Origin of the sequence: Phenylobacterium kunshanense (assembly GCF_003254525.1) — a bacterium.
In the GTDB taxonomy this organism is placed as follows: domain Bacteria; phylum Pseudomonadota; class Alphaproteobacteria; order Caulobacterales; family Caulobacteraceae; genus Phenylobacterium; species Phenylobacterium kunshanense.
Map to the genome: position 1 here is coordinate 222,547 of NZ_QFYS01000003.1, position 26,997 is coordinate 249,543.

Sequence of the window (26,997 nt, forward strand, 5' to 3'; positions counted from 1 at the left end):
CCTGGAGACTGGCTGCAGCCGTAGGCCCGCAGCGTCAGCGGAGGACGGCGGAGCCGTTGCGGCCGGGTCTGGGTCTGCCGGGCTCGCCGGAGGGATGTGGCGGGGTGGCGGCGCAGGTGCGGTCCTGGCCGCCGTGAGGTTCGGTGGCTCGGCGACGGAAGCGGGCAGGGGCGGTCACGCTCGCTTCGCAGGGGTTCCTGGGCGTTGTCGTCGGCGCCGGATGATCGCAGGCGTCGGATGCGCCGCGGATGCCGGTGGCGAGGGGCGCCGGGATTCCTGAGGAGCTCGGTCGGCCTGTCGCGGCCTCTCGTGGCGTGATGGGTCAAGGTCCGGTCCGTGGCGCAACGGCGGGCCCGGCTTTCCTCCCCTGCGCTGGCGCGCATTCCTCGCGAGGCAAGAAAGCCGGTCCTGGTCGCCGTCCTCCGCTGCGCTGCGGGCCGTGGGCTGCGCCGCAAACCTGCGAACCTCGACTCCGGACGCCATCGAGGCCGCGGCAGGCGCGGTCCGAACAGATCAGGAGACTTCCAATGGCGACCATCGGCACCTTCACCAAGAGCGGCGACGGCTCCTACGCGGGCTCGATCAAGACCCTCAGCCTCAACGTCAAGCAGGCCCAGCTGCGGCCCGTCGACAAGGAGAGCGACAACGCCCCCGACTACCGGATCTTCGCCGGCGGCACCGAGTTCGGGGCGGCCTGGAAGAAAACCTCGCGCGAGACCAACCGCGACTACCTCTCGGTCAAGCTCGACGACCCCAGCTTCCCGGCGCCGATCTACGCGAACCTCGTCGACGCGGACGACGGCTACAGCCTGGTCTGGTCCCGCAACCGGATGAACAGCTAGGCCGTGCAGGCGGTGGCTCCTCAAGCAGGGGCCACCGCCCCGCACTCCCGAGGTCGGCGAGCGACGAGCGGTGAGATGGGACTCGCCAACGGTTCGAAGTTCTGCTTTCGTTCTTTTTCGCATGGAAGCGCACAACGACAATAAGCCGCCGCCGGAGGCGAGCCGCGTCCTGCCGATCCTGGGTCGCGTCGACCCGGACGGCCGCCTGCGGCTCGACCGGCCGCTGAACGCCGAGATCCTCGACTTCCCGCGCGCCCCCTGGCCCAGCGATCCCCGGGAGGCGTGACGTGGCACGCACCTTCCCCGTCGCCGACACTCCACCCGACCTGCTGGAGGAGATCGCGTGTCCATCGCCGCCGGCCGGGTTCTGGGTGGCGCCGCGCGACGCCACGCGGACGGTGGGCGACCTCGTCGCCCGCGGGCACGCGCTGGCAGCCGGCTGCGCCCGATGCGGGCACGGGCGGCAATGGCTGGCCGATGAGCTTGCGGCCGCCCCGGCCGGTCTCACGGTGGGCGCGATCGTCGCCCGCCTGGTGTGCGGGGAGGGTGGCTGCGGGTCGCGGAGCGGCACGCTCGCGGTGCTGTGGCCGCCGGACCGCCGGCCATCGGCCCGCCGCCGCCATCTCAGCCGCCGCGACATCGCACGGATCCAGGCCATGGCCGAGGAGGTGACGGAAACCCACCAGCCGCCGATCCTGGAGGACCTCGACGCGCCAATCCGCGTCGGTGCCTGCCTGCCAGGCCAAGAGACCTACTTGGCCGCCCACGTGATCGCCGCCTGGCGCGGGCGCCTGGTGCTGGGTTGGCCGCTGAGCCGCAAGGCCCGCAACGGCCGCCGCGCCATCGACGACCTGCACGCCTGATCCTATGGGTACGAAGCACCCTGACGTGGTGGTCGCGCCGCCGAGCGCGATGACGGCGCTGACCCTTGCCGAGATGCACGTGCGCCGGTGGGAGCTGAAGGCCGTCTGCAGCTGCTGCGGCATCAAGCTCCGCGTGAGCCTCCCGGCCATGATCCGCACCTATGGGCCAGACGCGGTGTGGTGGGGCCGCAAGCCCGCCTGTCCTGGATTGGAGTGCGATGGCGGGAGCCTGACCTATGCAGCCCGCGCGCTCCGGGGCGGCTCCTGGGTGTCGATGGCTCAGGCGCCCGGCGACGTGGCGATGGCTGCCTACAGCAAGCGACAGCGGACCTATCCGGGCCCACGTTGAGCGTCATGTCTTGGCCCGGCTGGGCGGCCCGCAGGGCCGGCGGGTGGACGGCGCGGGGGTAGCCTTGCGCCCTCGTGACGGCTGAGGGGAGGGGCCAATCTGCAAGGCGGTGGTCTAGGGCAGGATAGCCTTGGCGGCAGCATTGTAGACAGGAGGCCTGTCGGTGCCCGTGCTGAGTACGCGCGTGACGGACGACCTGGCGGGGCGCTTCGACGCCGCCTCGGCCGCCGTCGGCGGACGCTCCGCCATGCTCCGTCGCCTGGTGGAGGATGCGGCGGGCAGCGCCCCGGTGGCGGCCCCGCTATCGCCCGGCAGGCGCGACGCCGCGCGACTGATGGTGAGGCTCGCCGCGCCGGAGGCGCGCCACGTTGCGGACCAGGCCGCGGCGTTGGGCCTTTCGCGGGCGGCTTGGGTGGCGGCGCTGGTACGTCGCCACGCGTCCGGCGCGCCGCGCTTCGCCCGGTCAGATGAGCTGGCTCTGATTGCCGTTCACGGCGAGGTCCGGCGGATCGGCGTGAACGTCAACCAGATCGCCCGGGCGCTGAACACCGCGGTGATGGAGGGGCGGGTCCTGGACACCGAACTCGGAGCCGTCGCCGATCTCGGCCGCGAACTGCGGGCCCACGTCGCGAGCCTTGGCGAGGCGTTCGCCGGCAACCTGGCCTACTGGGCGGCGGACCTGTGAGCGAGTTCCGGACCGTCGCCGGGTTCGAGGACGTGTGGCGGCCGCCGGTACGGACCAGAGCACGCCGCCCAGAGGAGGTGCTCTCGCCCGGGTCCTCTGGCGCGACGACCCGCGCGCGGTTGCAGCGCATCGTGCGGCGCGCGCCAGAGGTGATGGTGAAGGTGACCGGCCGGACGCGGGACCCGGCCCATCTCGCGGCGCACCTCAGCTACCTCACCCGCAATGGCGAGCTTGCGGCTGAGGATCGGGACGGCTGCATGATCGAGGGGCGGCGCGAGGTTGCCGACCTGGCCCGCGACTGGTCGGCGGCGGAGATGATGGATAGTCGCCGGCGTCAGAATTCGCCGTTCGGTGTCAGCCTCATTCTATCGATGCCGGCGGGCACGGACGCGCTGAGGCTTCGCGATGCCGCGCGAGCCTTCGCGCGGGAAGCTTTCGCGGATCGGCACGACTACGTGTTCGTCCTCCACACCGATACCGCACATCCCCACGTCCATCTCACGGTGCGCGCCCGATCGGACGATGGCGTGAGGCTGAACCCCAAGAAGGCGGATCTCGAGACATGGCGTCAAAGCTTCGCCCGTGCGCTTCGGGAGCGGGGGGTCGAGGCCGAGGCGACGCCGCGCCGCGCGCGAGGGGTCACGCGCAAGGCCGAGCGGGGTGCGATCCGTCGGTTGCGACAGCGGCACGAAGGAGGACATGGCGCCGTTGGACGCGTGGCGCGCGAGAAGCTGCGCCAGGCCGGGCTGCTGGCGTTCGGCGGATCCATCGAGCTCACACCTTGGGAGCGGCAGGTCGCCGCGCGGCAGTCGCAGATCCGGCGGATCTACCTCGCCCAGGCGAAGCTGCTGCAGTCGTCTCTCGATCCCGCCGACCGGAAGCTTGGAGCCGAGGTCGAGGTCTTCGTCAGGAGCTTGCGCCCGCCGGACACGGAGCGGTTGGCGCTGGCGCGGACGCTGCGCGACGCGAATGAACGAGCTCGGTCGAAGGAACGCGGAGCGGGCAGGACGAAGGACCGGGCGTGGCGCGTTGCGGACATGAGGCGTTGTAGTGATGGTCGATGAATGCAGCACCAATCGCTCCGAGCCTTCCTTTCCGGCGAGATGAAGCCACAAGCGCTCTGGCTGGAGATCGAGCCCGAAGTCGCTGCGAGTGCTGCTGCTGTCACGAATGGCAGGACGGGTCATGTCATCATCACGGATGGCGTGCCTACCAGCATCTGTTGCGTGCACATCGACCGGCTCTTGCAGGCTCTGGAGAGCGGAGCTCTCCCACTTAGCTCTGCCGCATACATCGCGGATGCTCTGATCTTCAGCGACGACTTCGACTGGGAGGAAGATGCCGTCGCAGACGTGCTCTTTGGGCTTTCGGATGAAAGCGGTCCCTTGAGCCCGGCCGACCTGGCTGCGCTCCGGCAGCGATTGGGTGGAGCATCCGCTCACCGCCAATAGGTACCTCTGAGACGAATCCGTCGACGCCGATTGCGGATGTCGGCTTTCGGCAAAGACGCGAAGGTCAACTCCTGGCGCGTCTCGGACATGAGTCTTCGTTGAGCTGGCTTCGGGCTGCCCTCGCCTGGCGCGCGGAACGCGCCCTGGCCTCCTGTTACGCCCGTCGTTCAAGGAGGACGGCACGCGCGCCGCCGCCGATTGCGGCAGGCCGGCGCCGCCAACGCGTCCCTAATCCAGTCTCCGAGCAGCCGGGGCATCAGGGGCGCCCACCGCGACCGCGCGGTCGCCGTCTGCCAGGGTCCATCCCGGGAGCAAGCCGCGTAGGGATCCGGCCAGGGCCTGCACGAACAACGTTCAATTGTTCACGCGATTCGCACCCCGTTGGGCACGACTTGGTCGGGGCGAATGACCACGGCCTCGGTCTCGGACGGGGTAGCCGCCAGGACCAGCACCTCGGAGCGAACGCCTGCGACGTGCTTGGCCGGAAAGTTCACCACACAGATCACCTGTCGGCCGACCAGATCGGCCACGTCGTGGCGGGCGACAAGTTGGGCCGAGCTGGTACGGACACCGAGACTCGGCCCAAGGTCAATCTTCAGCACAAACGCGGGCTTGCGCGCGATCGGGTTCCGGTCGGCAGAGAGGACCGTGCCGACGCGCATCTCGACGCGGAGGAACTCGTCCCACGTCAACGGATGCGCGTCGTAGGCCGTCACTGGCCCCTCTCCGGGCTCAGGAACGTGAGGTTTTCGCACCACTCCCAGTTCAAAGCGTACGCGTCCTCGAACCACTTCAGGAAGCCCGGCGCTTCGGCGGCGCAGACGGTGTTGCTGAGGAGACGCTCGGTCATCATGACATGGTACGCTTCCGCCGGATCATCACCGCCGACATGGGTCTGGAAGTACGCCAGGGATTCCTTCTTGCAGCCCATGCCGGATTCCAGGCCGTTCCACAGGGCGTTGATCATCTGGTTTGCGTGCTTCTCGAACGCCGCCATGTGGGCGACCCTACGCAGCGGATCGGCATTGGAGAGGCCCACCCGCAGCGCGCGGAGGTAGCTGGCCGTCGGCTCGCCGAACTCGGGCGTGATCTCGCGCCCGAAGATCGTGTGCAGGTCACGGCGCAGCAGGTTGGCGTGGAAGGCCGACGTCCGGAGGATGTTGGGCAGGCCCGGCATCCCTTCTTGCATAAGGCACGCGTGCCCCCCGAACTCGTCCCACACCAGGAAGGCGCCGACCACCGCGGTTGCCTCCGCTTCGGCGTCGATGTCCCCTTGGGCGTCGACGAGGTACTGGAAGGTGTCGGCGATAGCCCCTGCCTGCAGAAAGGGGAACGAGATCGACATCGCCAGATAGTGCCTGAGGACCTGCTCGGCGTTCGCGCGGGTCAATCCGTTCTCGAACGGGTGGCGATCGAAGCGGGCTTCAACGACGGCTTCGAGGGATGCCGTGGCGTGGGGGTGGGTCATGGCTTCGCTCCTGCTGAACGCCAGCAGGATCGAGGCGCAAGTCGCGGCGGGAAACGGACTAGCGAGCGGCGCGATCAGGCGATTCGAACCCGCGCGGCGCGAATGCGGCCTTGGATCGAGCGTCGCGCCCGCACCGGGTCATGAGGTGGCCGATCCGCGTTCCGGTCGCGGCGCATCCGCGCCTTGCAGAGGTCGCCCCACAGCCCGTATGAACAACCTTAACAACTCTGACGCGTTCCGGTCACGTCCATGACACGTCCCGAACTCGTCCTCACGACCGTGCGCGAGGGGGCAGTGCGGCATGGCCAACGACGAAGCCGAGAATGCTTTCTGGAGCACCGTGGACCGGCGGCGTCAAGCGGTCGCCCGGGCCCTGGGGTCCGTTTGCAATGAGCTGAAGCTCAAACCCGCGCGGCTAGTCAGTGTCGCACGGTCAATGAGCCTTGAGGTGGACGCAAAGTCGATCCAGCGGGTGCAGACCTACGCCAGGCAGTTGGAGGCCGAGGAGGCCATCACGAAGCCGATGGGAACGAAGCTAGCGCAGGTATCGGTCCCCGGGGCGAACAGCTCGGCGCGTACGTCGCGCAAAGGGACCCTGAACCCGCCCAGCAAGTTCAGCCGGGTTGCGCGTGTCCTCCTCCACATCATCGACGACCACGACGGCTTGAACCCCGAAAGGAAGCTGGCCGAGGTGGGCGAAGGCCTGCGGGCGCTGATAAAGGACTTGGAGGCGAAGGTCGGCGCGACGCCCGCGCCCGCCAAGGCTCCGGCCAAGGACCCTGCCCGCGCCGAGCTCGAAGCGTTCGGGGCGCTCGCCATCGAGAAGCTGACAGCCGAGCTGGGCGCACCGGCCGGCGACTTCTCGTTGGTCGCGGATCGCTTCCTGACGGAGGAAGACAAGGCAGCTGGGCAAGCTCACTTCGTCTGCTACCGCTTCCATTCGCGGCCTGGGTACGTCGTCAAGAGCTTCATGGCCATCATGGCACCGACACCAGCTTTTCCGGGCTGCTCCTTCTTCCACGCCTTTGTCGATCTGGACGAGGAGGGACCGCGGTTCACTCGGGGTCTGGTCGTGCCTGCCGGAGAGTGGGTCTACTTCCTCGGCGCGATGAAGGAGTACAATGCGCTGAAGCTCATGATGGTGAAGGGGAGGCGATTCCGGCGCGCGAAGCGGTTCCACGGACTAGCGCTCTCCATGGACAGCGAAACGCCCATCGCGGCGCGGTTCGTCATGCGACGCTGTGAGGCGAAACGGCACGATCAAGCCAACATCGGCGTCTTCGAACTTGAAGATATTCGGGAAGAGATCGGAGACCTCCTCGGCTCGATCCGCAACCGCGTCGACTTCGAGTTCGACCCGCATCGTCCGGTGACCTTCGACGATCGACCCATTTCCCAGAAGGACATGGTCCACGAAGTGCAGGACCAGTTCCGGCGGGCGGACGGCACCCCGCGGTTCAAGATCCCGGACGACGATGAACTCGTCGAATTCAACCCGGCGGATGACGAGTTCTACACGTTCAACGCAGCCTTGAAGATATGGTCCTCCGAAGAGGCGGAATAACCCGTCACGACAGGCCGGCCGAAATGGCGTCGGGGCATCGGCGTCGAGGTACATTTCGAAGAGTCCCGTTGCTCGACCGACAGCCGTCCTTCGCGGCCCGAACTACTCGACCAACCACCAACGTCGGACGATGGCTCTCGCGCCAGCCGACCCGTCCCGGCGTCTGAGAGCGTGGCCTGAGAGTCGGACCGCTCCCGAGCTGAGCGTCCCGAACACCACGCGCTCGCTTGGCGGGTGACTGACGGTGAAGGCTGCCCTCCCCACTCCGCCTCATGCAATGTCCGCTTTGCGTAGCGGCCCCAACTTCCGCAACTGGCGCAGAGGCGAAGCCCTTGAAGCACCCAGGACCTCCGCGCAAGCTAGGGCCAAGGGCGGAGCGGTATGGTCGATCAGAATAAGTACGGCACGGACTGGACCGACTCTGAGCTCGATCTCATCGTTGCAGACTACTTCGCGATGTTGACCGCCGAGTTGCGCGGCGAGCGATACGTGAAGGCCCACCACTGTCGCGAAGTCATGAAGCTGACCGGCCGGACCCACAGGTCCGTCGAGTCGAAGCATATGAATATTTCGGCCGTGCTGGACCAGTTGGGGCGACCCACGATCGCCGGGTACAAGCCTTACCCGAACTACCAACGGTCCATACTCCAGGCGATTGAGAGGTACCTGGCTAAGGAGCCGGTCCTCTGGGAGCCCGCGGCAAACGATTTCGATGCGGGAGGTGTTGTTGATGGCCTACAGCTTCCCTTCCTGGAGCCGCCGCCGCTCCTGAGTCCAAGCACCGAACGGCCGGAAGGACTCCGACGATTGGTCCACAAGTTCGATGCTGGAGAACGCGACTTCCGCAACCGCGCGTTAGGAAAGGCCGGCGAGGAAGTGGTGCTGGCGTTCGAGCGGACGCGTCTAGAAGCCGAAGAACGCCCCGATCTTGCGCGCAAGGTGCGCTGGGTCGCCCAGGAAGACGGCGACGGGGCGGGTTACGACATTCTTTCGTTCGATCATGCCGGCCGCGAGCGCTTCGTGGAGGTGAAGACCACGCTCGGCAATCGGATGACTCCCTTCTACCTGACCCGAAACGAGTGTGCGCTGTCCGAGGAGCGGCCTGATGCGTTTCGCCTCGTGCGCCTGTACGCGTTTGCGCAAGACCGGCGCGCGTTCGAACTCGAGCCGCCGTTGTCCGAAGTCGTTCGTCTCTCGCCGCTGACCTTCGAAGCTCGGTTCTCCTAGAGCCGGCGCCGAACAGTTCGCCGCTCTTTGGGCTTCGCGTCACGGCCCTGTCCATTCCTGTACCTGCTGATCCTGCCTGAGGCGGAGACGGCGCCATTCGAGGCCCGCGAAGACGTCATCGAGGTCACGCCCGCCTTGGACGGGGAGGGCGGCGTCCACCTCCCGCCAGAACCGGTCGGCGAGGGCGTCATCCGCCTCCCAGGCGAGCGACCACCACTTCTGAAACCCATCCCGCGCCTGGTTCAAGGCCGTCGCGGACGGGAGCCGGTCTCGTTTAGCGTTGCGGTTGACGCTCGGACGAGCGGGAAAGAGGTTCCAGAGATCGCCGCACGGCCAAGCCGTCCAGGGAAGGCAGTGATCGATGTCCAAACTGTCGGCGCGAAGGCGGCTGCCCGTCCAAACGCACCGCACCGTCTCGCCGCGCGCCATGAGGCGCTTTGCGACATCGCGGGCGAGGGCGGTGTCGCGCGCCGGGTCGAGCCAGAGCAGCGCACCTTCGGCTTCGCCCGGGGCCACGGTGCGGCCCATCCGCAGACCAAATCCTTGGATGAGCCGCGCCCATTCGGTGATCAGCACAGGTTCCACCCACGCGCCCAATCGCTGGAGCGTGCGCCAGACGGGACCAGGTACGCCAATCATTCCGAAGCTTCGGAGCGTCTCCGCGTCCATGGTGATTTCGCCCGCAAAGCGCGGTGCGCGCGCGGGCGCAGCCTCGAAGACCGGCTTCTGAGAATTCGGATAGCGGGTGAAGTGCGCCGGCATTCGGCTGATGTTCGAGCGAGCATCTGCCAGCGCCTGCGCCACGGTCGCGGCGCGCGAACCCGTGAACCTGGCGCCAATCCTGAGGTCCTGCCCGGCGACGCGGTCGGCGAGAAGCTGCCGGAAGGCGTCGCCCGCGAACCCAAGGCGATCGGCGCCGCGGTTGCCGGGGAGCTGCGGGAGATCGGCGGCGGCCAGCGGCAGGTACATCCGCAGCCAGTTCAGCGCCACCGCGCCGAGTGGAAGGTCGACAACGTCCTCGTCGTGACGTTCGACGGCGAGCGCCGGGGCGGTGTCCGCGATCCGCGCGACGGCGCGAAGAAGGCCGAGCTTATAGGTCGCCGACTTGTCGTCGTTGAGGATGATGCCGCGCAGCAGCGGCAGGGCGCCGGCGCCGTCGTCAGGCATCTGCAGGACGTAGGTCGTCCATTCCACCTCCGAGCGTTGCTGAAGGTCCGCGCCGGCCGCGACCTTCAGGATCATCAGGCCTTGCGCCCGGGCATGCGCCTCGAGTTCGCTGGTGGAGACGGGCCACATCGGTCGGTCGGTCGAGCAGGCGCCGTCCCGCACCGATATGAGCAGACGTCCGCCGGGCTTGAGCAAGGTTGCGATCTTCCGGAACGCTCTGGACCGTTGCTCCGGCGGAACATGCATGAAGACGCCGCTCATGAGGATGACGTCGAACGCCAGGCCGAGGCGATGAGTAGCGGCGAGGGCGGGGAGGCGGTCGTCGAGCCAGCGGATGCCTGATCCGATATGACGCGCCGCGCCTGCCTCTCTCATTCCGCGGGCGGGCTCGACGGCCACAACCTCGAACCCGAGGCTCACGAGCCAGGCGGCGTCTCGGCCGGAGCCGGCGCCTATGTCCAGAGCGAGGCGGTCGGAGCCTGGCGGCAGGAAGCCGAGGAACGCCGCGTGCACATCTTCCGCGCGCAGCTCTTCATAGCGCGCGACCAACGCCGCGCCATTTGCGTCATATCCGACAACCGGATCCTGCACGTCTCAACCAACTCCCCACCCGCGGTGGAAGCTAGGGGAGGAGGGGCGCGCCGTTCAAGCCTCGCCGGGTTGGACTTCGAACGCTTCGGCAGCCTCGGCTGCCTGTACGAGTTGCTCGGCCACACGCCCTGCGAGCGGCACAGGCTGAGCCTGAAGCACCGCGTCGGGTGGAGGCGAAGGCAACCCCCGGCTAGGCAAGCCACTACCCGCGCTGATGGTCCCTCGATTTCGCCCGTGCCGGCGTGAGAGACGCTCCCCGTTCGAGCCAGGTTGCAAGGCGGGTCCGGGCTGCGGCCAGGATGCGCTGCTGTTCGGCGGGTTCCACGATCCGCGACTTGACCACGCCTTCGACGATCCGGAGGCGGGTCTGGGCGTCGAGGGGCGAGTGCTGTCTTGAGCCTGAACGCGAGCGGTCCGGGTCGACTTGCTGGCGGTCGCGCTCCGTGGGGCGGTAGCCTCGGACTTCGAGGCCAGCGGCCTGGGCGCGGAGCCAAACTTCGCGGCGGAATTCGGTGTGGCCGCGGACGCTGATCGCGTTCCAGCCGCGGTGCTGGGCGATGGCGAGGAGGTCGCGGACCACGTGGGGATCGTTGCGGTCGGTGGTGAGGCGGCCGCCGTGGTCACGAAAGGCGGCCGCCTCGCTGCGTGCGCCGGCGTAGAAGCCCAGGCCGCGGCCCCCGCGAGCTTCGGTGAAGTAGCGGCGGCGCAGCTGCTCCGGGACGTCGCCGGGCGTGGAGGTCCGGCGGTCGCCCTCGGGGGCGACGATGTTGAGGTCTTCAGCCATGGGACGGCTCCTTGGCGGGCGCTGGCGTGGTGGCGTCGATGAACCGCTCGACCCAGGCTTCGACCTCGGCGGGCGTCGCGCCCTCGGGCGGGAGCGCCTCAAGGCCCTCGGCGGCGAGCATCGGGGCGATCGCCTCGAGCGTCAGCGGATCGGCCGAGGATGCGGCGGGGGCGTCGTCGATGGGATAGTCGTCGATGGGGGCGGCCGGGTCGATGGGCGGCGGGGGACGAAGGCGGCGCCGGAAGGCCGCCTCAGCGAAGTAGCGCAGCTTGCGGCCTCGGATCGGCGGGATGCCGGCCTTCAGCACGATGAGGTCGTCCGCCGGCATCTGGGTGAGCTCCTGGGGCAGGAGGAGCGGGCGGCGCTGCTCGGATTCGCTGACGCTGCGATGTCCGCGCGAAAGGCCGCTGGGGCGGCTGCGGGAGGGGCTGCGGACGGTGGTGTCGCCGAGGCGCTCGGAGAGTTCGCGGGCGAGGCGGAGCTCCTTTGGCGCGAAGGCGATCTCCACCGCACAGTTGGACAGGATTTCCTCTGTGACATCGGCGCCGTATTCCGCGCGCAACTGGGCGGGACTTTGCAGGACCGGGAGTAGGCGCAGGCCGTAGCCGGCGACGTACGCGAAGGCCTTGGCGAGCACCTCGGCGTGGCCCAGGCGCGCGAACTCGTCGAGCAAGACGAGCACCTGGTGCGGATGACGATCCGAGTCGGGGCGCTCGCGGCACGACAGGTCGATGAGCTGCTGGAAGAGCAAGGCGTACAGGGGCGCGAGGCGGATCAGGTTGTCCGGGGACGCGGCGAGATAGATCGAGGTGCGGCGGCTGCGAAGCGCGCCAAGGTCGAAGTCGCTGGCCGCGGTCGCGGCGCAGACGCGCGGGTTCAGCCAGAGGTTCAGCTTGGCGGTCAGGCTCTGGCGAACCGACGCGAAGGTGTTCTCCGAGGCTGAGGTGAAGTCGGTGAGCGCCCGGACGCAGCCGGTCGACAGCGGCCGGCCGTCCTCGCGGCGGCTGGCGATGAGGGCCGGGAAGCGCGTGCGGGGGTCGCCGGCGGTCAGCTCGGCGTAGAGCGAGCCCAGCGTGAGCGGGCGCTCCGGCGTCTCGGCGAGATAGGCGCCGACGCCGACAAACCCGGTTCGCGCCGACTCCGCCCAGAACGGATCGGCGTTCGGCGGGTGCGGGAAGAGCATGGCCGCGATGCGCTGCAGTTCGTCGAGGACCGCCACAGGGTCGGCGCGGTCGATGTGGCTGAGCGGATTGTAGCGCGAGGTGCGGCCCTGCGGATCGAGTGGATCGAACAGGTGGACCGCCTGGCCGTGGTGGGCGCGGAAGCCGGCGGTAGCCTCCCAGTTCTCCCGCTTCACGTCGAGGACCACGACCGAGTCCGGCCAGGTCAGCAGGTTCGGAATCACCACGCCGACGCCCTTGCCGGTGCGGGTTGGGGCATAGAGCATGACGTGCTCCTGCCCGCCGAAGACTAGCAGCCGTCCGGACTTGCGCCCGAGGAGGATGCCGGTGCGAGCGCGCAGGCCCGCCCGCCGGACCTCGGCTTCGCTCGCCCAGCGCGCTGCGCCGTACAGCGAGCGGCGGATCTGGCTGGCGGTCGCGAAGCCGAGCACGAGCACGGCTCCGCCCGCGCCGAGGACGCCGACCTTCAGCCAGCGCTGCACCTCGGGGTCGTGGCGGAAGTACCAGAACCAGGCGGGGACCGCGGCCCAGTCGATGTCGCCGGACAGGCGGCGCAGGCCGGAAAGCGCGATCACCGCCGTCAGGCCCGCAAGGAGGGCCAGGACGGCCGCCGCCGCGCCGGCGCCGAGGGCGGCCTTAAGCGGCCACGGCGCGTGGGCGAAGCGGCTCATGCCACACCTCCGCCAACCGGAACCGGCCGCCGTTCCGCTCGACGTGGACGACAACGTCCACGAGGGTCGTGAGCAGATGGCGGATGTCGTCACGGTGCAGGTCGCGGCCCGCCTCGCTCTCCTTCATCAGCAGGGTCAGCTGCTCGAAGGCCAGGCCCGCGGAATTGGCGTGCACGGTGGTGATCGACCCGGGATGGCCGGTGTTGACGTTGCGCAGGTAGAAGAAGGCCGAGGCGTCGCGCAGTTCCTGCAGCAGGATGCGGTCCGGGCGCATCCGCAGCGCGCTCTCCAGCAGTTCGCGCGGACCCACCCGGGCGAGCCCTTGTCCATCCTTGGCGTAGAGCAGGTGCACGGCGTTGCGGTGGGGGACCACGAGTTCGCGGGCGTCCTCGATCGTGATCAGCCGCTCATGTTCCGGGATCAGTCCGACGAGGGCTTTGGCGAAGGTCGTCTTGCCGGAGCCGGTGGCGCCCGAGACCAGGATGTTGCGCCGGTCCTTGACCGCCTGCCGGAAGAAGGCCGGCCAGTCGCGGGTCTCGCGCAAGCTCGCCAGAGCGGGATCGGCGCGACGCAGGGGCGTGACGGCGGAGGCGGCGTCGTCGAAGTAGCCGTCCCGGGCGAGGTCCTCGAGCGCGAAGGTGGCCGCCGACGGCTTGCGGAGGGTCAGGGAGACGTGCTCGGCGGCCGGGGGCAGGACGATCTGGCAGCGCTCACCGCTCGGCAGCACCGTCGAGCACACCGGCCGCTCCGCAGAGACGTCCTGAGCCGTGGCCGCCGCGGCCGCCACCGCGATCCGCGTCAGCACCGCGGCCGTCAGCTCCGGCGCCGCGATCCAGCGCCAGCCCTGCGGGCCTTCCACGCCGAACTCGCCGGGCCGGTTGACGACCACTTCGGTGACGCCCGGCCCGTCCAGCTCGGCCCGGATGGGGGCCAGGTAATGCGTCAGGATCGCGGGGTCGAAGGTCATGGCCGCGGCCGCAGGGCATAGACGGAGGAAAAGTCGAGATCCTGGGCCACCTGGATCGCCACCTCGCTCCCCTGGTCCTTCCGAAGGGTCGGCCGGATGTCGTCGCCCTGGCGGACGGCGAGCCCGGCCGCGTCGGACGGGAGCCGCACCGTTCCGACCGCGCCGTCGTCGGCGAGGGCGGCTGCGCCGCCGTCGATGATCGAGAGCAGGATCGCGGCGCCGAAGCGGTCCCAGAAGTGGGTGTCGACCGTCCCGCCGAACCCGGCCCGCCCCAGGGCGTCGCTGGCCGGCGAAGCGAGCGAGATCGCCACGCCGTTCGGAGTGACCGCCCGGGTCCAGAGGACGAAGACCCGGGCCTGGCCCTGGCGCATTCCCGTCCGGTACTCGCCGAGCACGCGCGCGCCCTTCTCGAGCAGCACGACCGCGCCGTTGTCGGAATAAACGTCCCGGTCGATCAAGCAGGTCACGTAGCCCGCCGTGGTGGTGTCGATCGCTGTCTGCAGCACGCAGGGGATCGTCGCGCCGGCGAGGACCAGGAAGTTGCGGTCGCCGACAGGCGCCGCAGTCGCGCGGCCGATGGTCGAGCCGCGGCGCAGGTCGTCGAGTTCGGTTGCGGCGCGGTCGGGCGCCAGCGCCGGGATGAGGGCGGGGGCGCCGCCGGCGAGCGACAGGCCCCCGCCCCGGGAGTACGCCATCAGGGGCGACCTCCGCGCCGCCTCTCGAGGAGACACGCTGCCGGTCCTGGTGGTCGGCGTGGAGGCCTCGGTGGTCGAGCCCTCGATCGCCGGCACGATGTCGCCGCCGCCGGGTTTTGTCAGGCTCGGCGAGCCGGCGCCGGGCTGCGCCAGCGTCGGGGGCGGGGATTTCGCCGGTTCGAACGCGACCACCTGGCGTGCAGGTGTTTCGCGCTTGCGCTCTGGGCGCGGCTGCTCGGCGCTCCAGGTGGCGAGCGCCACCGCGCCGCAGCCGACGAGCAGGCCCGCGAAGGCCAATGCCTTGCCGCGGCCGCCCGACGACAGGGGGCCTGCGATCGGGGAGATCGTACGATCGAGCGGCGGGTCGGTATCGGGGCTGGAGGCTGTGGGGACGTCGGTCACTTGCTGGCCTCCTCACGCAACGGGCGATCGACGTCCGGCGCCGCGGTGGCCGTGCCGGTCGGTCGGCCGGCCGGCTGGTAGGCGAGGTTGAAGATGCAGAGGACTTCGCGGCCCTTCCGAAGCCGCAGCTGCGCGGCGGTCTGGTGGACGACCAGGAATTCGCCGCGCACGTCGAACGGGACCAGCGCCTCGGAGCCGTCGGGCGAGACGGCGTAAACCGCCGGCACCGCCAGGGCTCCCGGGAAGCGCAGCACCGTAGAGCGGCCGTTGTCGGTCACCTCGGACGGCGCGATGGCGGCGGACCCCTGCAGCGCGTAGGCGAGGTTCCGCGGGCCCTCGAGCACGCCACGTTCGAGCTTGAGCTGCAGCACGCGCTGCTCGAGCGCCCGAGCCTCTTCCGACAGCGCGGCCTGGAGCTTGCGGGTTTCGGCCTCGGGATAGCGGAACTGCACGACGAAGTAGGTGTCGACGGCGCTCCGGCTGGTCCGCCCCGCCCGGGCGGCGAGTTCGAAGGTGTAGTGCCGGGTCTCGCCGGCCTCGGACCGCGTGGTGACGATGAGGTTCGTCGGCGCCCGGGGCGTGGTCGGCTTGGCGAAGAGGATGTTGGTCTCAGGCGCCACCTCCCAGCCGGAGGTGTCGCCCAGCGCCACGTGCAGGATGGTCTCATCGCCTCCGAACCGGATCTGCGTGGCCGTGCGGAACGCGCCGACGATGCGGACGACCTGTTGCGGATCGTAGTCGATGGTCTTGATGCGTGGGTCGGCTGGGCCGGGCCGAGGGACTTCGACGGCCTCGGCCGGCGCAGTCGTGGCCAGCGCCGCCAGCAGGACGAGTGCGACGGTGGGGCGGGTCATCGGACCACCTCCGGATCGGCGCGATACGAGGAGACCTGGAAGCCGAGGGGATTGCGCAGCCGGTCGCTCTCGCCCATCGGCGCCTTGGTGTAGGCGTAGGCCGCCGTGGCGATCCAGTCGGACTCCTCGACCTGGGCCCCGCGCCGGACGGTCCGGTGGAACCGGACGTTGGCGACGCCGGGCGCCACGAAGCTGATGGCGCGCACCGCGATCTGGACGTCGGCGGCGGGACCATACGTCACCTGCGGGCTGGCCGCGTTCGTCGGGCGGTAAGCCAGCGCCCAGCGCTGCTGCTCGTCCGGCGTCGACATGATCGAGACCTGGCGGAAGTTGGCTTCGGCGGCCTGCGGCAGCCAGCCTTCCCGAGCCCGGACATAGGTCGCGAGGAAGGACTTGGTGACCGCCTCGTCGTAGCGGGCCGGCCCGTCGTGCTGAAGGCCCCGCAGGACCTCGACGGCCCCGGTCGCACGGTCCACGCGGACCACATACGGTTCAACAGTCTTGAGCGGCGTCAGCGCCGCGATGGCCGCCACGGCGGCGCCGGCGAGCAGGGCCGCGACGGAGGCGATGCTCCAAGCAAGGCGGCGCGACCGGTAGGCGGCGGCTAGGCGGTCGTGGTCCCAGGTCCTCGCCTCCGCGAGATAGGCCCTGAGGTCGGGGGTTCGGACGCCGCTCATCGCGATCCGCCTTGGCATTGGCCCGCCCCGACGGTGGGGGCGGGCTGGACATTGGGCGTCAGCACCGAACCGTGCGGGTTCGCGGGGCGGCGCTGGCCCGAGCACCCGGGAGCGTCGTTCGGGGTGGAGGCGCACCCTTCCGCCAGGAGGGCGATCGCGGCGAGCCATGCGCATAGCCGGCGACGAGGGGCGGTGCGGAGCGGATTCACGGATGGCGCAAGGGGCATGACGACCTCATTGCCTGACCCTGCCAAGTCCAGCCGCGACGCGGGAGGACGTAAGGCTACCCCTCCTCGGACGTCCGGAACTGACGCGGGACTCGGCGTAGCGTCCGCCAGAGTCGCCACGAGAGGATGGCCGTTGAGCAACCAAACGAACCCGATGCAGCAGATCCTTTCGGACGAGCGCCGGCTGGCCATCCTCCGTTGCCTGTGGAAGTCGCCGGGCCATTGCGCGAACGAGGAGGTGCTCGGGAAATACCTGCGGCAGGTGGCGCTCTACGGAGGCTGCGACGCCACGCGCAGCGCACTGGATCATCTCGACCGCGTCGGTGCGGTCCATACCCGCATGCACCTATCGCTGATGGTCGCGGAGCTGACCCGGCGCGGCGCGGATGCCGCAGAGGGCTGCACGGAGCTCGAAGGTGTGCCGAAGGTGGGCGCCGACTGTCCCTACTGAGGCCGCTGCACGTCAGCGCGGGCCGCGGATCTGCCGGATCGAGCCGCCCTGCGGTGGCGCGAAGCCCCGGTTTCCGTCGGCCGACGACGCGCCATATCGCCCCCCACTGCCGCCGCGCAGGCCCGCGGCGTCGCCGAAATCGGCCAGGCCGATGCTGGCCCCGCCGGCGATACCGGCCGCGATGGCCGGCGTCTGCAGGAAGAAGATCGCGCCCAGGAGGCAGAGGGCGATGAAAATGAGCGAGCCGACGACAGGATCTTGCCCGTCGATCTTGCCCCACTGTTCCCCAACCAGAGACAGGACCAGCTGGAAGATCGCCAACATGAGGGCGAAGAGGACGAGGTAGTTCACGGCCTGGCTCAGCCAGCCGAAGAAGTAGCGCCGCGTGGCTTCGAAGAGCGAGCAGGCGACGAAGGCCGGGCCTAGCGCCACGAGTAGCGCGAGCGCCACCTTGCTCAGGACCACGATCCCGAAACCTAGCGCAGCCGCGAGCGCGCCGAAGACAAATACGGCGCCGCTCACCACGAGCGGGACCCAGTTCATTGGGGTGGTGCGGTCCGCCGTCTTCTGCCCCAGGTAGGCCGCTCGCCCGAAGAACTCGTCGAAGGCAGCGCCGGCGTCCTGGTTCGACGCCCCCGAGACGGCGCGTGCGATCGTATCCGGTAAGCCATGGAAGAGGGGTTGGCTGATCCAATCGCCGTAGGCGGCGGTGGTGGCAAGCATGATGACCAGAGCAAGCTTCACCGAGCGGATCGCGAAATCCATGATCGGTTCCGCAATCACACCGCGCAGGATGGCGAACCCGTACAGCAGCACATAGAGCACGACAGCGAGCCGCAAGGGCCCTGCCACCTCGCTCAGCATGCGACCCGCGCCAGCATCCAGGAACTGATCAAGCTTCCCGTCGATGAAGGCGTAGGCCGGAGAGAAGATTCGGAAGTCGCCGTCCATCACTCGAAACTCTTCTTGAAGAGCTTCAGTCGCTTGTCAGCCTCGATCGCGGCGAGGCCAGCTCGCGCGCTCTCGCATTCCCCGCCGCGGTGGGTTCCGTCCTTGCAGGCCGTCACCACGCGCTGTGCATCCTCGGGATGGGCCTCGAAGTACGACACTGAGCGGGGCTCGGCCTGGCATCCGGCGAGACACAGGGCTGCGGCGAATATGCGCTTCACTGGAACGTCCTCCGGAAGAGCTGCAAGCGAGCTTCCCCCTCAGCGGTCGCGCGCTCCCGCTCGCGCTGAGCCTGAAGGCGGGCCTCGGCGTCCTGGGCCATGGCGAGGCCTTGCAGCCGCATCTGGTCGTTGAGGCTGAGGGCCTGCTCGGCGCTGATCCGCGCCTGCAGGTCCATGACCGCGCGGGCGTTGGGCGCGCTGTCCAGCGCGGCCAGGAGTTCGTTCAGGCCCTTAAGCCGCTGTGCGCCGGCCGTGGCGGCCGCGCGCCCGAGCGCGAGGTCGCGGGCCGCGCGGTCGCCCTGCCGTTCCAGCTCCTGGCCGAAGGCATCGTCGGCCGGCGCCGTGTAGAGCCGGGCATCGGCGCGGATGGTGGCGGCGCGGCGACCGATCTCGCCGAGCGCAGCGAGATCGCCCTGCGCCGCGGCGACGTACTTGTCGACCTCGGGCACGAAGGCGCGGAGTTCGGGAGCCTTCAGGAGGCCGGCGAGCGCGCCAGCGCCTGAGCCGGTGTTGAACCCGTCGTACAGCCGCTTTGCCTCGCTGACCTGCGACTGCAGCTCCTTGAGCTGGTCGAGCGCGGTCGTCGCCTGGCGGATCAGGCTCGCATAGCTGGTCGGGTCGTGGACCATGAGCTGCGCGGAGGCCGGCGAGGCGAAGGCGAGCGCGCCCGCCAGCGCGAGAGGGACGAGGGATCTCATGGGAGCTGCCTCCGGGCCGTTTGGAAAGGAACCATCCAGCGGGCCGGATCGTCGCCGTGCTCGCTGCGAATATGGTCGAGGAGTTCGACGGTCTCAGCCCGTCCGGAGAGGACCGCCAGGGCATCGTCGAGGCCGCCGAGGTCCAGCTCGGCGACGACGGAGTCGAGGCCCTGCTTGACCAGGAAGCGGTGGGAGCTCGCGGAGAGCTCGTCGCGCACGAGCGCGAACTCGCGCGCGCTGAGGCCGAAGCCGTCGATGTAGTCGCGCTCTGCCGCGTACGGGTTCGGCAGGAAGATCTTCGTGGCGCATTGCTCGACTATGGTGTGCGCGATCGGGGAGCGCAGCACGTCCGCCGGGGATTGTGTCCCCAGCACCAGGAAGGCGTTCTGCTTGCGGAAGGTCTTGAGGCCGTCCTGGGCGAGGCCGCGGAAGGCCTCGTCGCCCAGCGCCTTCCAGAACTCGTCCACGTCGATGACCAGCCGGCGGCCGTCCACCAGGCGCTGCAGGCGATGGAAGAGATACATCATGAGCGGCGTCCGCACCTCGGGCGCGTCGAGCACGTGGGTCATGTCGAAGCCGACGAAGCGGGCCTCGAGCGGGAGGACGTCCTCGTCGCTGTCGAGCGCCCAGCCGAGCGCCTGGCCCGCGCGCCACCGTTCCAGCCGCGCGCCGATCCCGCCGGCGTCCCGTTGGCCCAGCAGGGAGCGGAGCGCGGCCATCGACCGGCTGGCCGGCGGCAGCGGCAGAAGGGCGGCGACGGCCTGGTCGATCGCCGCTTCCTCCTGCGGCGCGAGCGGACGCTCGCCATGCCGCACCATCTGGCGCACCAGGGCGCCCAGGAAGGCGCGCTCCGCGGGCGTGTCCGCCAGCGCCTTCAGGGGGGCGAAGCCGCTGGGCTGGCCGGGCGTGAGCGCGAGATAGGTCCCGCCGGAGGCGCGCACGAAGATCTCGGCGCCGCGGTCCTTGTCGATGAACACCTGCTGCGCGCCGAGCTTCTCGAGCTGCGCCAGCATGAAGTTCTGGACGACCGTCTTCCCCGATCCCGAAGGGCCGCAGATGAAGGTATGGCCGAGGTCGCCGACGTGGAAGTTGAAGGCGAAGGGCGAGCCCGCGGAGGTCCGCAGGGTCGTGACCGCGGCGCCCCAGTGGTTGCCGGAGGCGCGGCCGGCCGGATGGGTATGGAAGGGCGCAAAGCCCGCGAAATTGCGGCTGGTGATCGCCGCGGGCCGCAACCGGAGCCGGAAGTTGCCCGGAAACTGCGCCCAGAAGGCGGCCTCCAGGCCCAGGTCCTCGCGGGCTGCGACGAGGCCCCCGTCGGCGAGCAGGGCCCGCGCGCTGGCGAGGTGCTCGGCCAGGCTCCGGGGTGTGTCGCCATAGACGAGGACATTGGCCTGGTGCTCGCCCATCACGAAGCGGTTGGACATCAGCCCGTCCAGGCCCTGGTCAAGGTCGTCGATCTGCGAGGCGGCGCGGTCCCGCGCCGAGAGCATCTGGTTCTGCTTGCGGGTCATGATCGCCTGGGCGGCGGCCTTGGACAGGAAGCTGAAGGACTGCGACGCGACGAGCGGGTAGGGGGCTGACAAAAGGCCGTCCCAGAGGCCGGGCCGCGTCGCGGCGGGATACTCCTTCACACCTAGCATCGCTGCGTAGCGGGCGCTGGCGACGTCGCGGATCTCGAGCGCTTCGCGCCCGAAGATTAGGCGCGCCGTGTAGATCGCCTCGCCCAGGTGTCCGCGCACCAGGGGAACCCGCGCCGGCTCGCCGGTGAGGACCAGCCGCAGCATCTCCATCGGCGCCGAGAACCAGAGGCTGTCCCGCTCGTAGAGGCCGAGCGGTTCGGCGCGATAGCGCGCCAGGTGCTGCTGCAGCGCGTCGCCGGCCTCCTCGAGCCGACGTACCGCGTCGTCGGTCTCAAGGTCGACCCGGCTGGCGCGGATGAGCCGGCCCACCCAGGCCTGCGTCCGCTCGGCCGCGTCCCCGGCGGGATGCAGGACGAGGGTCAGGTAGAGCTCGTTCGCAAAGACGCGCTCGCGGCCCAGCCGGGCGCGATAGGCGGCGTCGAGGTCGCGGGCGAAGTCGGATCGGAAGGCGCCGGTCGCGGGCGGTTCGGCCTCGCGACGGACCAGATGATGCCAGACGGCGAGGCGGTCCGAGGCCAGGTTGCGCCATGCGCCGTTGAGCTTGGCGTGCCGGTCGTTGAGGTCGCGGATGTCGGCCGTCTCGAAGCTGGCGCCGTCGAGGCGGAAGGCAAGCATCAGGGCCCCGGTGTCCAGGGCCACGATCCGATCGTTGACGTGCCGCGCGTAGGGCAGGGTACGGGCCGCCAGAAACTCGCGTCCGCGTGCGCGCTCCGGCGCGGCGTGGGAGGCGAGGTCAGGCATGACGCACGACCGCGCGGCGGCGACCGAGCGACAGGGGGCTCGGCGAGCTGCCGCCCCACAGGCCGCCGTTGCGGGCCCGGCCCTTGGTCTCGACGAAGAGGTAGAGGACCCGGAAGGCGTTGGGGTCCGCGCGGCAGATCGCCTTGAAGACGACGTGGAGGACCGGGGCAATCAGGAGGTAGAGGAGCGACCCACCGCCCAGGAACGCGACCGTCGAAACGATCAGGTTCGCGCCCATGGCCTCCATCGGCACGCCCAGGATCAGGGCCGGCCGTGTGCAGGCGAGGAGCAGGACGTCTTCCTGCAGGCGTTCGGCGGAGGTCATCAGCCGGCTCCGCCGCCGGTGATCAGATCGACGATGGTCGACGCGCCGAAGATCACGATGATGCCGACGACGACCGTGCCGGCGCGACGCAGGTCGATCTGGCCGAACATCCACACGATCCCCGTGATGATCACGGCCAGGACCGCGAGGCCGCGCACGACGCCGCTGTTGAGCAGGTCGATGATGTTCTGGATGAAGCCGCCGAGGTCCCCGCCGACATCCTGGGCGAAGGCGGGACTCGCCGCGAGCGAGGTGGAGAGGGCGAGCAGGGCGATGCGACGTGCGCGGCGCGGAAGGTTCACGGCGTGGCTCCTGAGACGGAGATGACGAGACGAGGCGATGGCGAGGCGGCGCGGCCGAAGACGTCCCAGGCGGGCGGCTGGGGCTGCGGCGCCGGCGGCGGCGTCGAGTTGGCGGGAAGGCGTGTGCCAGCTTTGGCGATGACGCGGGCCACGTAGCCGTTGGCGAACCCGCGCTCGGCATGGCCGGTGTTGTAGACGCTGAGCGCGACCCGGAGGGCCGCCTGGCCAGGTCCGTGCCGGGCCCGCCCACGTGCATAGCCCTCGCGCAGGACCACTGCGGCGGCGGCGAGATTACGGCACGGGTCGAACGCAGCCTCGATGGAGAGCCCCAGCCGCGCCAGGTTGCGGACGTTGATCTGCGCGAGGCCAAGATCGATGTCGCGGCCGGCCGCGGCAAGGGATCTCGCCGCTGCGGCCGCCTCCGCGGCCGTCGACGGCTGTGGCCGCCGGGCGCGGGCGCCGTTCACGCCGATCGCGAGGGGATCGAGGTCGCTCTCGGCGCGCGCCACGGCCAGCAGGGTGGCGGGGGCGACACCGGGAGCGCACTGCACGGCGAGGTCGGCGACGATTTGGGGATCCAGCATGGGCCCGTCCTTTCGCCAGAAGGCTGGCGGGCGGGGCGGGTGGGCGCGAGGGCGTAACCTCCTCCCTGGCGAGCTGGGCCGATGCGCCAAAAAATGGCGGGCTTGGCGCCCCTATTGGCGCACGAGGCGACTTAGGTTGTCCCCTCGTGGCGAGGCGGGAACCGCGAAGACGACGGAGTAATTGCATGTCTTCGGAAGCCGGGCCGTGTTGGGCGGCCGGCATTCGAAGGAACGGCGTAATGCGTGCGTTGCATGAAGACAGCCTGGCGTCGCCGGCTGTAGATCTTGATGATGAGGTCGTGACCTTGTCGCCTCGCCAGGCGGAGTGTCTGTTCTGGGTTCAACAAGGAAAGAGCTCGCGGGATATCGGCACCATTCTTGGCGTGTCGCACCGGATCATCGAACGGCATGTCTTCCGGGCGTGCGCAAAGTTGGGCGTGCGAACGCGGCTCCAGGCCGTGTTGCGAGCCCGGTCGCTCGGCCTGATCGCCGACCCGCCCGGGCGCAACGGCACGGGCCGCGTCAGCTAGCGCTTTCCGTCCTCGGGATCGTCGTCGCCGCCGCCCAGGTCTTCGTCGAACATCCACTGCTCGAGATCGGCAGCGTACTCCTCCGCCCGCTTGATGAGCAGGTCGAAGCCGCGGGCGTAGGTGAGCAGGAGCGAGCGGGGATCGAGTTCGCGCAGCGCCTTGCCGCCCGGTCGCCGATGCAGGCGGCGCAGCGCGACGAGGAGGAGCGAGGCGGCGTTGTTTCCGGACGTGTCGATCGCGAAGTCCACGGAGCCGAACTCCACGGCGAAGATGATGCCCCAGGGATCGACGTGCACGATCTCCGCGAACCGCCGGATCGGTTCGACCTGGACGCCATAGTAGCCGGACTCCCAGCGCTGGTAGGTTCGCAGGCCCTTGCCCATCAGCTTGGCCATCTCGGCCGACCTCAGGCCGCTGCGCTTGCGGAAGTGCCTCAGGATGGTCCTCAGCGTCGCACGCCGGGCGGCCGCATCCTGGTCCTGCAAGATATCCATGCCATGCACACGAACAACCTGAACTTGTCATATGGTGTTCATGCGCGGAGGGCCTGTGTCAAAGCCAAGGTCGGGTGATGGACGGTTCTCGGCCCGCGGCGTGGGGCGGGGCGAGGGTAGGGTTACGCCCTCGGCGGTCGCGCGGCGGGCGCGCAGGATGGCGAAGATCCGTTGGAGACCGCGAGATGAGCGACGTCCTGACCGCTACGCCCCACCGACTGCTCCGGACGAACGAGGCCGCCGACTGGCTCGGCCTGTCGGGTCGGACGCTCGAGAAGCACCGCACATTCGGGACCGGCCCGGCCTATCGTAAGATCGGGGGCCGGGTCGTCTATGCAATGGTTGACCTACAGGCGTGGGCGGATCGCGGCGCGCGCACCTCCACCACCGAACCGACGGAGGCCGCCGTCAGCGCGGCCCGGGCCCGTCGCGAGGTCCGCAGCTTCCTTAGTTGAGAGGTTCGGTCGCCGACGCGGTCGGCTGCTGGTTCAGCAACTGTGCGAGGTGTTGGGCGTCCTCGGTCGACAGGGCCTGCTGCGGGATCTTTGCGATCTCCGCCACCTGGCCAAGCACCAGGTCGAAGACGCTGAATCCCCGTGTGTCGGGCCTGACCACGAACCGCTCGCTCATGCCCCGATGATGCGCTTACAAGCGGCGCCGGCCAACCGGCGGCGCTGCGATGGCTGTGGATCATTGGCTCCCGACCGCCACGTCATCGGCTCATTCCCGCAGCGATGGCGTGCAGGGACTCGGGCTTCAGGTGCGTGTAGCGCCGCAGCATCTTCCAGTCCTTGTGCCCGGTGACGAGCGCCACGTGCTGGATCGCGAACCCGGCCTCGAACAGCCGGCTGGTGCCCTCATGGCGCAGGTCGTGGAAGTGCAGATCGAACACCCCGGCCATGATGCAGGCGCGCGTGAAGGCGGTGCCTGCGGACTTGTGATGGTGCGGGAAGATCCGGTCATCCTCATTTGCGCGGATCGCGCGCTGTTCCTCGATCAGGGCGGCGGCGTCGAAGCCCGAGACCGCGAGGAGCGGAATGCGCTGGTCGTTACCCTTCTTCTCTCGCGGGTCCTTGCGGTCGCGGATCAGGAGCATCTTGGTGCGCGGGTTGTAGTCGCTCCAGGTGACCCGGAAGATCTCCTCCTGGCGCATCGCCGTGGCGATGGCGAACTTGATCACGCGCGACATGGGGATCGTGTAGCGCTCGTTCTTGTCGAAGTGCTGGAAGAGCTTCTCCAGCTCGTCGTCGGTGGGCCGCCGGTCGCGCTCGTTGCTCTTGCCGATCAGGCCCAGCCGCTTCAGCGCGATGCGGGCGAGGTTGATCGGCTCGACGCTGACATCGAGGCCGTGAACCGCGGCAGCATGCGAGACCACCAGCTTGATCACGCCGATGTCCATCGACAGGGTGACCGGCCCGGCGCCCTGCGCGGCGCGGGCGCGCCCGAATTTCAGAAGCTCGCTGCGATCCAGATCGACGACGCTTTTGGCGCCCAGCTCGCGCTTGAGCATCTCCAGGGTGGCGGCCTTTGAGCGGCCTGGCGGCTTGCCGACATCGGTCATGTCGGCGATGTGCAGGTTGATGAGGTCCTTGAACTTGGTGATACGCGAAACGCGGGACGGCAGGGGCGAACCGCCGCGGTCGATTTGCCTTTCGGCCTCAAGACCCCAGTTCTTGGCGTCCTCGCGGTTGACGAAGGTCTCCGTCAGGGACTTGCCCTTGCGGCGGACCCAGACCCGCCAGTGGCCGGACTTTTGCTTGCGGATGGAGGCCATTTTTCGCGTGCAATACGGGTGCGGTAGAGGATCGAAACCGGGCGAAACGGATCGTGGAACGTCGTAAAATGGCGGGCCAGAGCGTTCTTCCAGTCAGTTGAAATGTAAGCACAAAACATTGAAAAAACAAGCTTATTCGCTATCCGTTGCACCTATGATGGACTGGACCGACCGGCACTGCCGGGTCCTGCATCGGATGCTGACGCGCCGGAGCCTGCTCTACACCGAGATGGTCACGACGGGCGCGGTGATGCACGGCGACCGCGAGCGGCTGCTGGGGTTCTCGCCCGTGGAGCATCCTGTGGCGTTGCAGCTCGGCGGGTCCGAGCCGGCGGACCTGGCGGAGGCGGCGCGGATCGGCGAGGCCGAAGGCTATGACGAGATCAACCTGAACGTCGGCTGCCCGTCCGACCGGGTGCAGTCGGGGCGCTTCGGCGCCTGCCTCATGCGCGAGCCCGAGCTGGTGGCCGAGTGCATGGCGGCGATCTCTGCTGCGGTGAAGGTTCCGGCCACGGTGAAGTGCCGGATCGGCGTCGACGACCAGGATCCGGAGGAGAGCCTCTTCCGCCTGGTGGAGCTGTGCGCCAACGCGGGGGTGACCACCTTCGTCGTCCATGCCCGCAAGGCGTGGCTGAAAGGTCTGTCGCCGAAGGAGAACCGGGATATCCCGCCGCTGGACTATCCGCTCGTCTGGCGGCTTAAGCGCGAGCGGCCAGAGCTGACCATCGTCATCAACGGCGGGATCGCGACCCTGGAGGAGGCCGAGGCCCACCTGGCCAACGTCGACGGGGTCATGCTGGGCCGCGCGGCCTATCACACGCCACTGGTCCTGGCGGAGGCGGACGCGCGGATCTTCGGCGAGGGCGAGGCGGTCGATCCGTTCGCCGCGGTGGCGGCCTATCGGGACTACGTGGGCTCGGAGCTGGCGCGGGGAACGCACCTGGCGGCCATGACCCGGCACATGCTGGGGCTGTTCCACGGTCGGCCGGGGGCGCGAGCCTGGCGGCGGATCCTCACGGTCGAGGGTGTGAAGGCCGGGGCCGGCCTGGAGGTGATCGACCGCGCGCTGGCGGCGATCGCCGAACGCGCGGCGTCAGGGCTCGAAGCGCAGGGTGTCGCGGGTGGCCTCGAAGCGGGTGAGGCGGCCTAGGTAGCTCATCCCGAGGAGCGACACGTCGAGCCCCTCGGAGACGACCAGGGCCTGGACGTTCTCGAGCTTCGCCCCGTTCACCGAGACCGACGCCAGGGTCACGGCCGACGCGCGGGCGGAGCCGCCCACGGTCGTCACGTTGTAGCCGGGCTTCAGCGCGGCGACGTCAATGCCGAGGCGCTCGGCGTCCCTTGGCGTGAGGGCCACGGCCGTGGCGCCGGTGTCGACCAGGAAACGGACGGGCCGGCCGTTGACCTCGGCGTCGGCCCAGAAGTGGCCGTCAGGACCCTTGGCGACCGCGCCGGAGCCGGGTTTCGGCGAGCCGGCCGCGAAGCCGTCGACGCCGAACCGGGCCATCCGCAGGGGCTCGGGCGTGAGCGTGGCCACGAGGGCCGCGCTCACGATCGCCGACGCGCCCGCCACGACGGCGAGCCTGCCGAGGGAAGACACCACACATCACCCAAAAAAAAGCGG

Annotated in this window: 33 protein-coding genes; 13 read left to right on the plus strand and 20 right to left on the minus strand. The window is 69.5% G+C overall.

Features of this window, described 5'->3' with window-relative positions:
• Positions 1-527 precede the first annotated feature (527 nt).
• The 7 genes from DJ019_RS09085 (at position 528) to DJ019_RS09110 (ending at position 4,190) form a co-directional block, all read left to right on the plus strand.
• Complete coding sequence (locus DJ019_RS09085) at positions 528-842, plus strand: DUF736 domain-containing protein (protein ID WP_111275698.1); 315 nt, start codon at positions 528-530, stop codon at positions 840-842.
• Between the two features lie 121 nt (positions 843-963).
• Positions 964-1,128 (plus strand): hypothetical protein, encoded by a 165-nt coding sequence (locus tag DJ019_RS20935; RefSeq protein WP_165843957.1) that lies wholly within the window; start codon positions 964-966, stop codon positions 1,126-1,128.
• Between the two features lies 1 nt (position 1,129).
• Complete coding sequence (locus DJ019_RS09090; RefSeq protein ID WP_111275699.1) at positions 1,130-1,705, plus strand: hypothetical protein; 576 nt, start codon at positions 1,130-1,132, stop codon at positions 1,703-1,705.
• Positions 1,706-1,709: 4 nt separating this feature from the next.
• A complete protein-coding gene (locus tag DJ019_RS09095) occupies positions 1,710-2,054 on the plus strand; it encodes a hypothetical protein (protein WP_133255272.1) in 345 nt (114 codons plus the stop codon).
• A gap of 163 nt (positions 2,055-2,217) precedes the next feature.
• Positions 2,218-2,739, plus strand: coding sequence for a plasmid mobilization relaxosome protein MobC (gene mobC, locus DJ019_RS09100; RefSeq protein WP_111275701.1), 522 nt, complete (start codon positions 2,218-2,220; stop codon positions 2,737-2,739).
• Positions 2,736-3,803: a relaxase/mobilization nuclease domain-containing protein gene (locus DJ019_RS09105; protein ID WP_111275702.1), complete on the plus strand. Its 1,068-nt coding sequence runs from the start codon at positions 2,736-2,738 to the stop codon at positions 3,801-3,803. Before mobC ends, DJ019_RS09105 begins: the two co-directional genes overlap by 4 nt.
• Positions 3,804-4,190, plus strand: coding sequence for a hypothetical protein (locus DJ019_RS09110; RefSeq protein WP_111275703.1), 387 nt, complete (start codon positions 3,804-3,806; stop codon positions 4,188-4,190). It begins immediately after the preceding gene.
• A 362-nt stretch (positions 4,191-4,552) separates the two neighbouring features.
• Here the strand turns inward: DJ019_RS09110 and DJ019_RS09115 are convergent, their stop codons facing one another.
• Both DJ019_RS09115 and DJ019_RS09120 read right to left on the minus strand, forming a co-directional pair.
• Positions 4,553-4,906: a tRNA-binding protein gene (locus DJ019_RS09115; RefSeq protein ID WP_205854131.1), complete on the minus strand. Its 354-nt coding sequence runs from the start codon at positions 4,904-4,906 to the stop codon at positions 4,553-4,555.
• The gene (locus DJ019_RS09120) at positions 4,903-5,658 is read right to left on the minus strand and encodes an iron-containing redox enzyme family protein (protein ID WP_111275704.1); all 756 of its coding nucleotides are present in this window, start codon (positions 5,656-5,658) and stop codon (positions 4,903-4,905) included. The genes DJ019_RS09115 and DJ019_RS09120 overlap by 4 nt, the downstream gene beginning before the upstream one ends.
• Positions 5,659-5,959: 301 nt before the next feature.
• On the opposite strand from DJ019_RS09120, the gene DJ019_RS09125 reads away from it, so the two are divergent.
• Positions 5,960-7,222 carry a hypothetical protein gene (locus DJ019_RS09125; RefSeq protein ID WP_133255273.1) on the plus strand — a complete coding sequence of 421 codons (1,263 nt, stop codon included), beginning with the start codon at positions 5,960-5,962 and terminating at the stop codon, positions 7,220-7,222.
• A gap of 381 nt (positions 7,223-7,603) precedes the next feature.
• Positions 7,604-8,449 (plus strand): protein NO VEIN domain-containing protein, encoded by an 846-nt coding sequence (locus DJ019_RS09130; protein ID WP_111275706.1) that lies wholly within the window; start codon positions 7,604-7,606, stop codon positions 8,447-8,449.
• A 39-nt stretch (positions 8,450-8,488) separates the two neighbouring features.
• Here DJ019_RS09130 and DJ019_RS09135 read toward each other — a convergent pair whose 3' ends face one another.
• The 7 genes from DJ019_RS09135 to DJ019_RS09165 form a co-directional block, all read right to left on the minus strand.
• Entirely contained in the window at positions 8,489-10,207 is a 1,719-nt protein-coding gene (locus tag DJ019_RS09135) for a class I SAM-dependent methyltransferase (protein WP_111275707.1), read from the minus strand.
• Between the two features lie 202 nt (positions 10,208-10,409).
• Positions 10,410-10,991, minus strand: a complete 582-nt coding sequence (locus tag DJ019_RS09140; RefSeq protein WP_111275708.1) for an LPD7 domain-containing protein — start codon at positions 10,989-10,991, stop codon at positions 10,410-10,412.
• A complete protein-coding gene (locus DJ019_RS09145; RefSeq protein ID WP_111275709.1) occupies positions 10,984-12,843 on the minus strand; it encodes a type IV secretory system conjugative DNA transfer family protein in 1,860 nt (619 codons plus the stop codon). The genes DJ019_RS09140 and DJ019_RS09145 overlap by 8 nt, the downstream gene beginning before the upstream one ends.
• Complete coding sequence (virB11, locus tag DJ019_RS09150) at positions 12,809-13,810, minus strand: P-type DNA transfer ATPase VirB11 (RefSeq protein ID WP_111275710.1); 1,002 nt, start codon at positions 13,808-13,810, stop codon at positions 12,809-12,811. Before virB11 ends, DJ019_RS09145 begins: the two co-directional genes overlap by 35 nt.
• The gene (virB10, locus tag DJ019_RS09155; RefSeq protein ID WP_111275711.1) at positions 13,807-14,907 is read right to left on the minus strand and encodes a type IV secretion system protein VirB10; all 1,101 of its coding nucleotides are present in this window, start codon (positions 14,905-14,907) and stop codon (positions 13,807-13,809) included. The genes virB11 and virB10 overlap by 4 nt, the downstream gene beginning before the upstream one ends.
• Positions 14,904-15,761, minus strand: coding sequence for a TrbG/VirB9 family P-type conjugative transfer protein (locus tag DJ019_RS09160; protein ID WP_111275712.1), 858 nt, complete (start codon positions 15,759-15,761; stop codon positions 14,904-14,906). The genes virB10 and DJ019_RS09160 overlap by 4 nt, the downstream gene beginning before the upstream one ends.
• The gene (locus DJ019_RS09165) at positions 15,758-16,438 is read right to left on the minus strand and encodes a VirB8 family type IV secretion system protein (protein ID WP_111275713.1); all 681 of its coding nucleotides are present in this window, start codon (positions 16,436-16,438) and stop codon (positions 15,758-15,760) included. Before DJ019_RS09165 ends, DJ019_RS09160 begins: the two co-directional genes overlap by 4 nt.
• Before the next feature lie 360 nt (positions 16,439-16,798).
• On the opposite strand from DJ019_RS09165, the gene DJ019_RS09170 reads away from it, so the two are divergent.
• Entirely contained in the window at positions 16,799-17,116 is a 318-nt protein-coding gene (locus DJ019_RS09170) for a VpaChn25_0724 family phage protein (protein WP_133255274.1), read from the plus strand.
• A gap of 12 nt (positions 17,117-17,128) precedes the next feature.
• Here the strand turns inward: DJ019_RS09170 and DJ019_RS09175 are convergent, their stop codons facing one another.
• The 7 genes from DJ019_RS09175 to DJ019_RS09205 are packed head-to-tail and all read right to left on the minus strand — an operon-like array spanning position 17,129 to position 22,575.
• Positions 17,129-18,067 carry a TrbL/VirB6 family protein gene (locus DJ019_RS09175; RefSeq protein WP_111275715.1) on the minus strand — a complete coding sequence of 313 codons (939 nt, stop codon included), beginning with the start codon at positions 18,065-18,067 and terminating at the stop codon, positions 17,129-17,131.
• Positions 18,067-18,285, minus strand: coding sequence for an EexN family lipoprotein (locus DJ019_RS09180; RefSeq protein WP_111275716.1), 219 nt, complete (start codon positions 18,283-18,285; stop codon positions 18,067-18,069). Before DJ019_RS09180 ends, DJ019_RS09175 begins: the two co-directional genes overlap by 1 nt.
• Positions 18,282-18,983 (minus strand): TrbJ/VirB5 family protein, encoded by a 702-nt coding sequence (locus DJ019_RS09185; protein ID WP_111275717.1) that lies wholly within the window; start codon positions 18,981-18,983, stop codon positions 18,282-18,284. Before DJ019_RS09185 ends, DJ019_RS09180 begins: the two co-directional genes overlap by 4 nt.
• The gene (locus DJ019_RS09190; protein ID WP_111275718.1) at positions 18,980-21,364 is read right to left on the minus strand and encodes a VirB4 family type IV secretion/conjugal transfer ATPase; all 2,385 of its coding nucleotides are present in this window, start codon (positions 21,362-21,364) and stop codon (positions 18,980-18,982) included. The genes DJ019_RS09185 and DJ019_RS09190 overlap by 4 nt, the downstream gene beginning before the upstream one ends.
• Complete coding sequence (locus tag DJ019_RS09195; protein WP_111275719.1) at positions 21,357-21,689, minus strand: VirB3 family type IV secretion system protein; 333 nt, start codon at positions 21,687-21,689, stop codon at positions 21,357-21,359. The genes DJ019_RS09190 and DJ019_RS09195 overlap by 8 nt, the downstream gene beginning before the upstream one ends.
• Positions 21,689-21,991 (minus strand): TrbC/VirB2 family type IV secretion system protein, encoded by a 303-nt coding sequence (locus tag DJ019_RS09200; RefSeq protein ID WP_111275720.1) that lies wholly within the window; start codon positions 21,989-21,991, stop codon positions 21,689-21,691. Before DJ019_RS09200 ends, DJ019_RS09195 begins: the two co-directional genes overlap by 1 nt.
• Positions 21,988-22,575: a lytic transglycosylase domain-containing protein gene (locus DJ019_RS09205; RefSeq protein WP_111275721.1), complete on the minus strand. Its 588-nt coding sequence runs from the start codon at positions 22,573-22,575 to the stop codon at positions 21,988-21,990. Before DJ019_RS09205 ends, DJ019_RS09200 begins: the two co-directional genes overlap by 4 nt.
• Positions 22,576-22,814: 239 nt before the next feature.
• Here DJ019_RS09205 and DJ019_RS09210 point away from each other — a divergent pair, with 239 nt between their 5' ends.
• Complete coding sequence (locus tag DJ019_RS09210; protein WP_205854132.1) at positions 22,815-23,105, plus strand: helix-turn-helix domain-containing protein; 291 nt, start codon at positions 22,815-22,817, stop codon at positions 23,103-23,105.
• Here DJ019_RS09210 and DJ019_RS09215 read toward each other — a convergent pair.
• Positions 23,102-23,599, minus strand: a complete 498-nt coding sequence (locus tag DJ019_RS09215; protein ID WP_111275722.1) for a helix-turn-helix domain-containing protein — start codon at positions 23,597-23,599, stop codon at positions 23,102-23,104. The genes DJ019_RS09210 and DJ019_RS09215 overlap by 4 nt on opposite strands.
• 185 nt (positions 23,600-23,784) lie before the next feature.
• Here DJ019_RS09215 and DJ019_RS09220 point away from each other — a divergent pair, with 185 nt between their 5' ends.
• Positions 23,785-24,054: a helix-turn-helix transcriptional regulator gene (locus DJ019_RS09220; protein WP_111275723.1), complete on the plus strand. Its 270-nt coding sequence runs from the start codon at positions 23,785-23,787 to the stop codon at positions 24,052-24,054.
• Here DJ019_RS09220 and DJ019_RS09225 read toward each other — a convergent pair.
• Together DJ019_RS09225 and DJ019_RS09230 are read right to left on the minus strand one after the other, a co-directional pair.
• Positions 24,047-24,229 (minus strand): hypothetical protein, encoded by a 183-nt coding sequence (locus DJ019_RS09225; protein ID WP_111275724.1) that lies wholly within the window; start codon positions 24,227-24,229, stop codon positions 24,047-24,049. The two genes, DJ019_RS09220 and DJ019_RS09225, sit on opposite strands and share 8 nt — an antisense overlap.
• An 82-nt stretch (positions 24,230-24,311) precedes the next feature.
• Complete coding sequence (locus DJ019_RS09230; RefSeq protein ID WP_111275725.1) at positions 24,312-25,373, minus strand: site-specific integrase; 1,062 nt, start codon at positions 25,371-25,373, stop codon at positions 24,312-24,314.
• 97 nt (positions 25,374-25,470) lie between these two features.
• Here DJ019_RS09230 and dusA point away from each other — a divergent pair, with 97 nt between their 5' ends.
• Positions 25,471-26,523 carry a tRNA dihydrouridine(20/20a) synthase DusA gene (gene dusA / locus DJ019_RS09235; protein ID WP_276309997.1) on the plus strand — a complete coding sequence of 351 codons (1,053 nt, stop codon included), beginning with the start codon at positions 25,471-25,473 and terminating at the stop codon, positions 26,521-26,523.
• On the opposite strand, the gene DJ019_RS09240 is transcribed toward dusA, so the two are convergent.
• A complete protein-coding gene (locus DJ019_RS09240) occupies positions 26,467-26,973 on the minus strand; it encodes a TIGR02281 family clan AA aspartic protease (protein WP_111275925.1) in 507 nt (168 codons plus the stop codon). The genes dusA and DJ019_RS09240 overlap by 57 nt on opposite strands.
• Between the last annotated feature and the right edge of the window lie 24 nt (positions 26,974-26,997).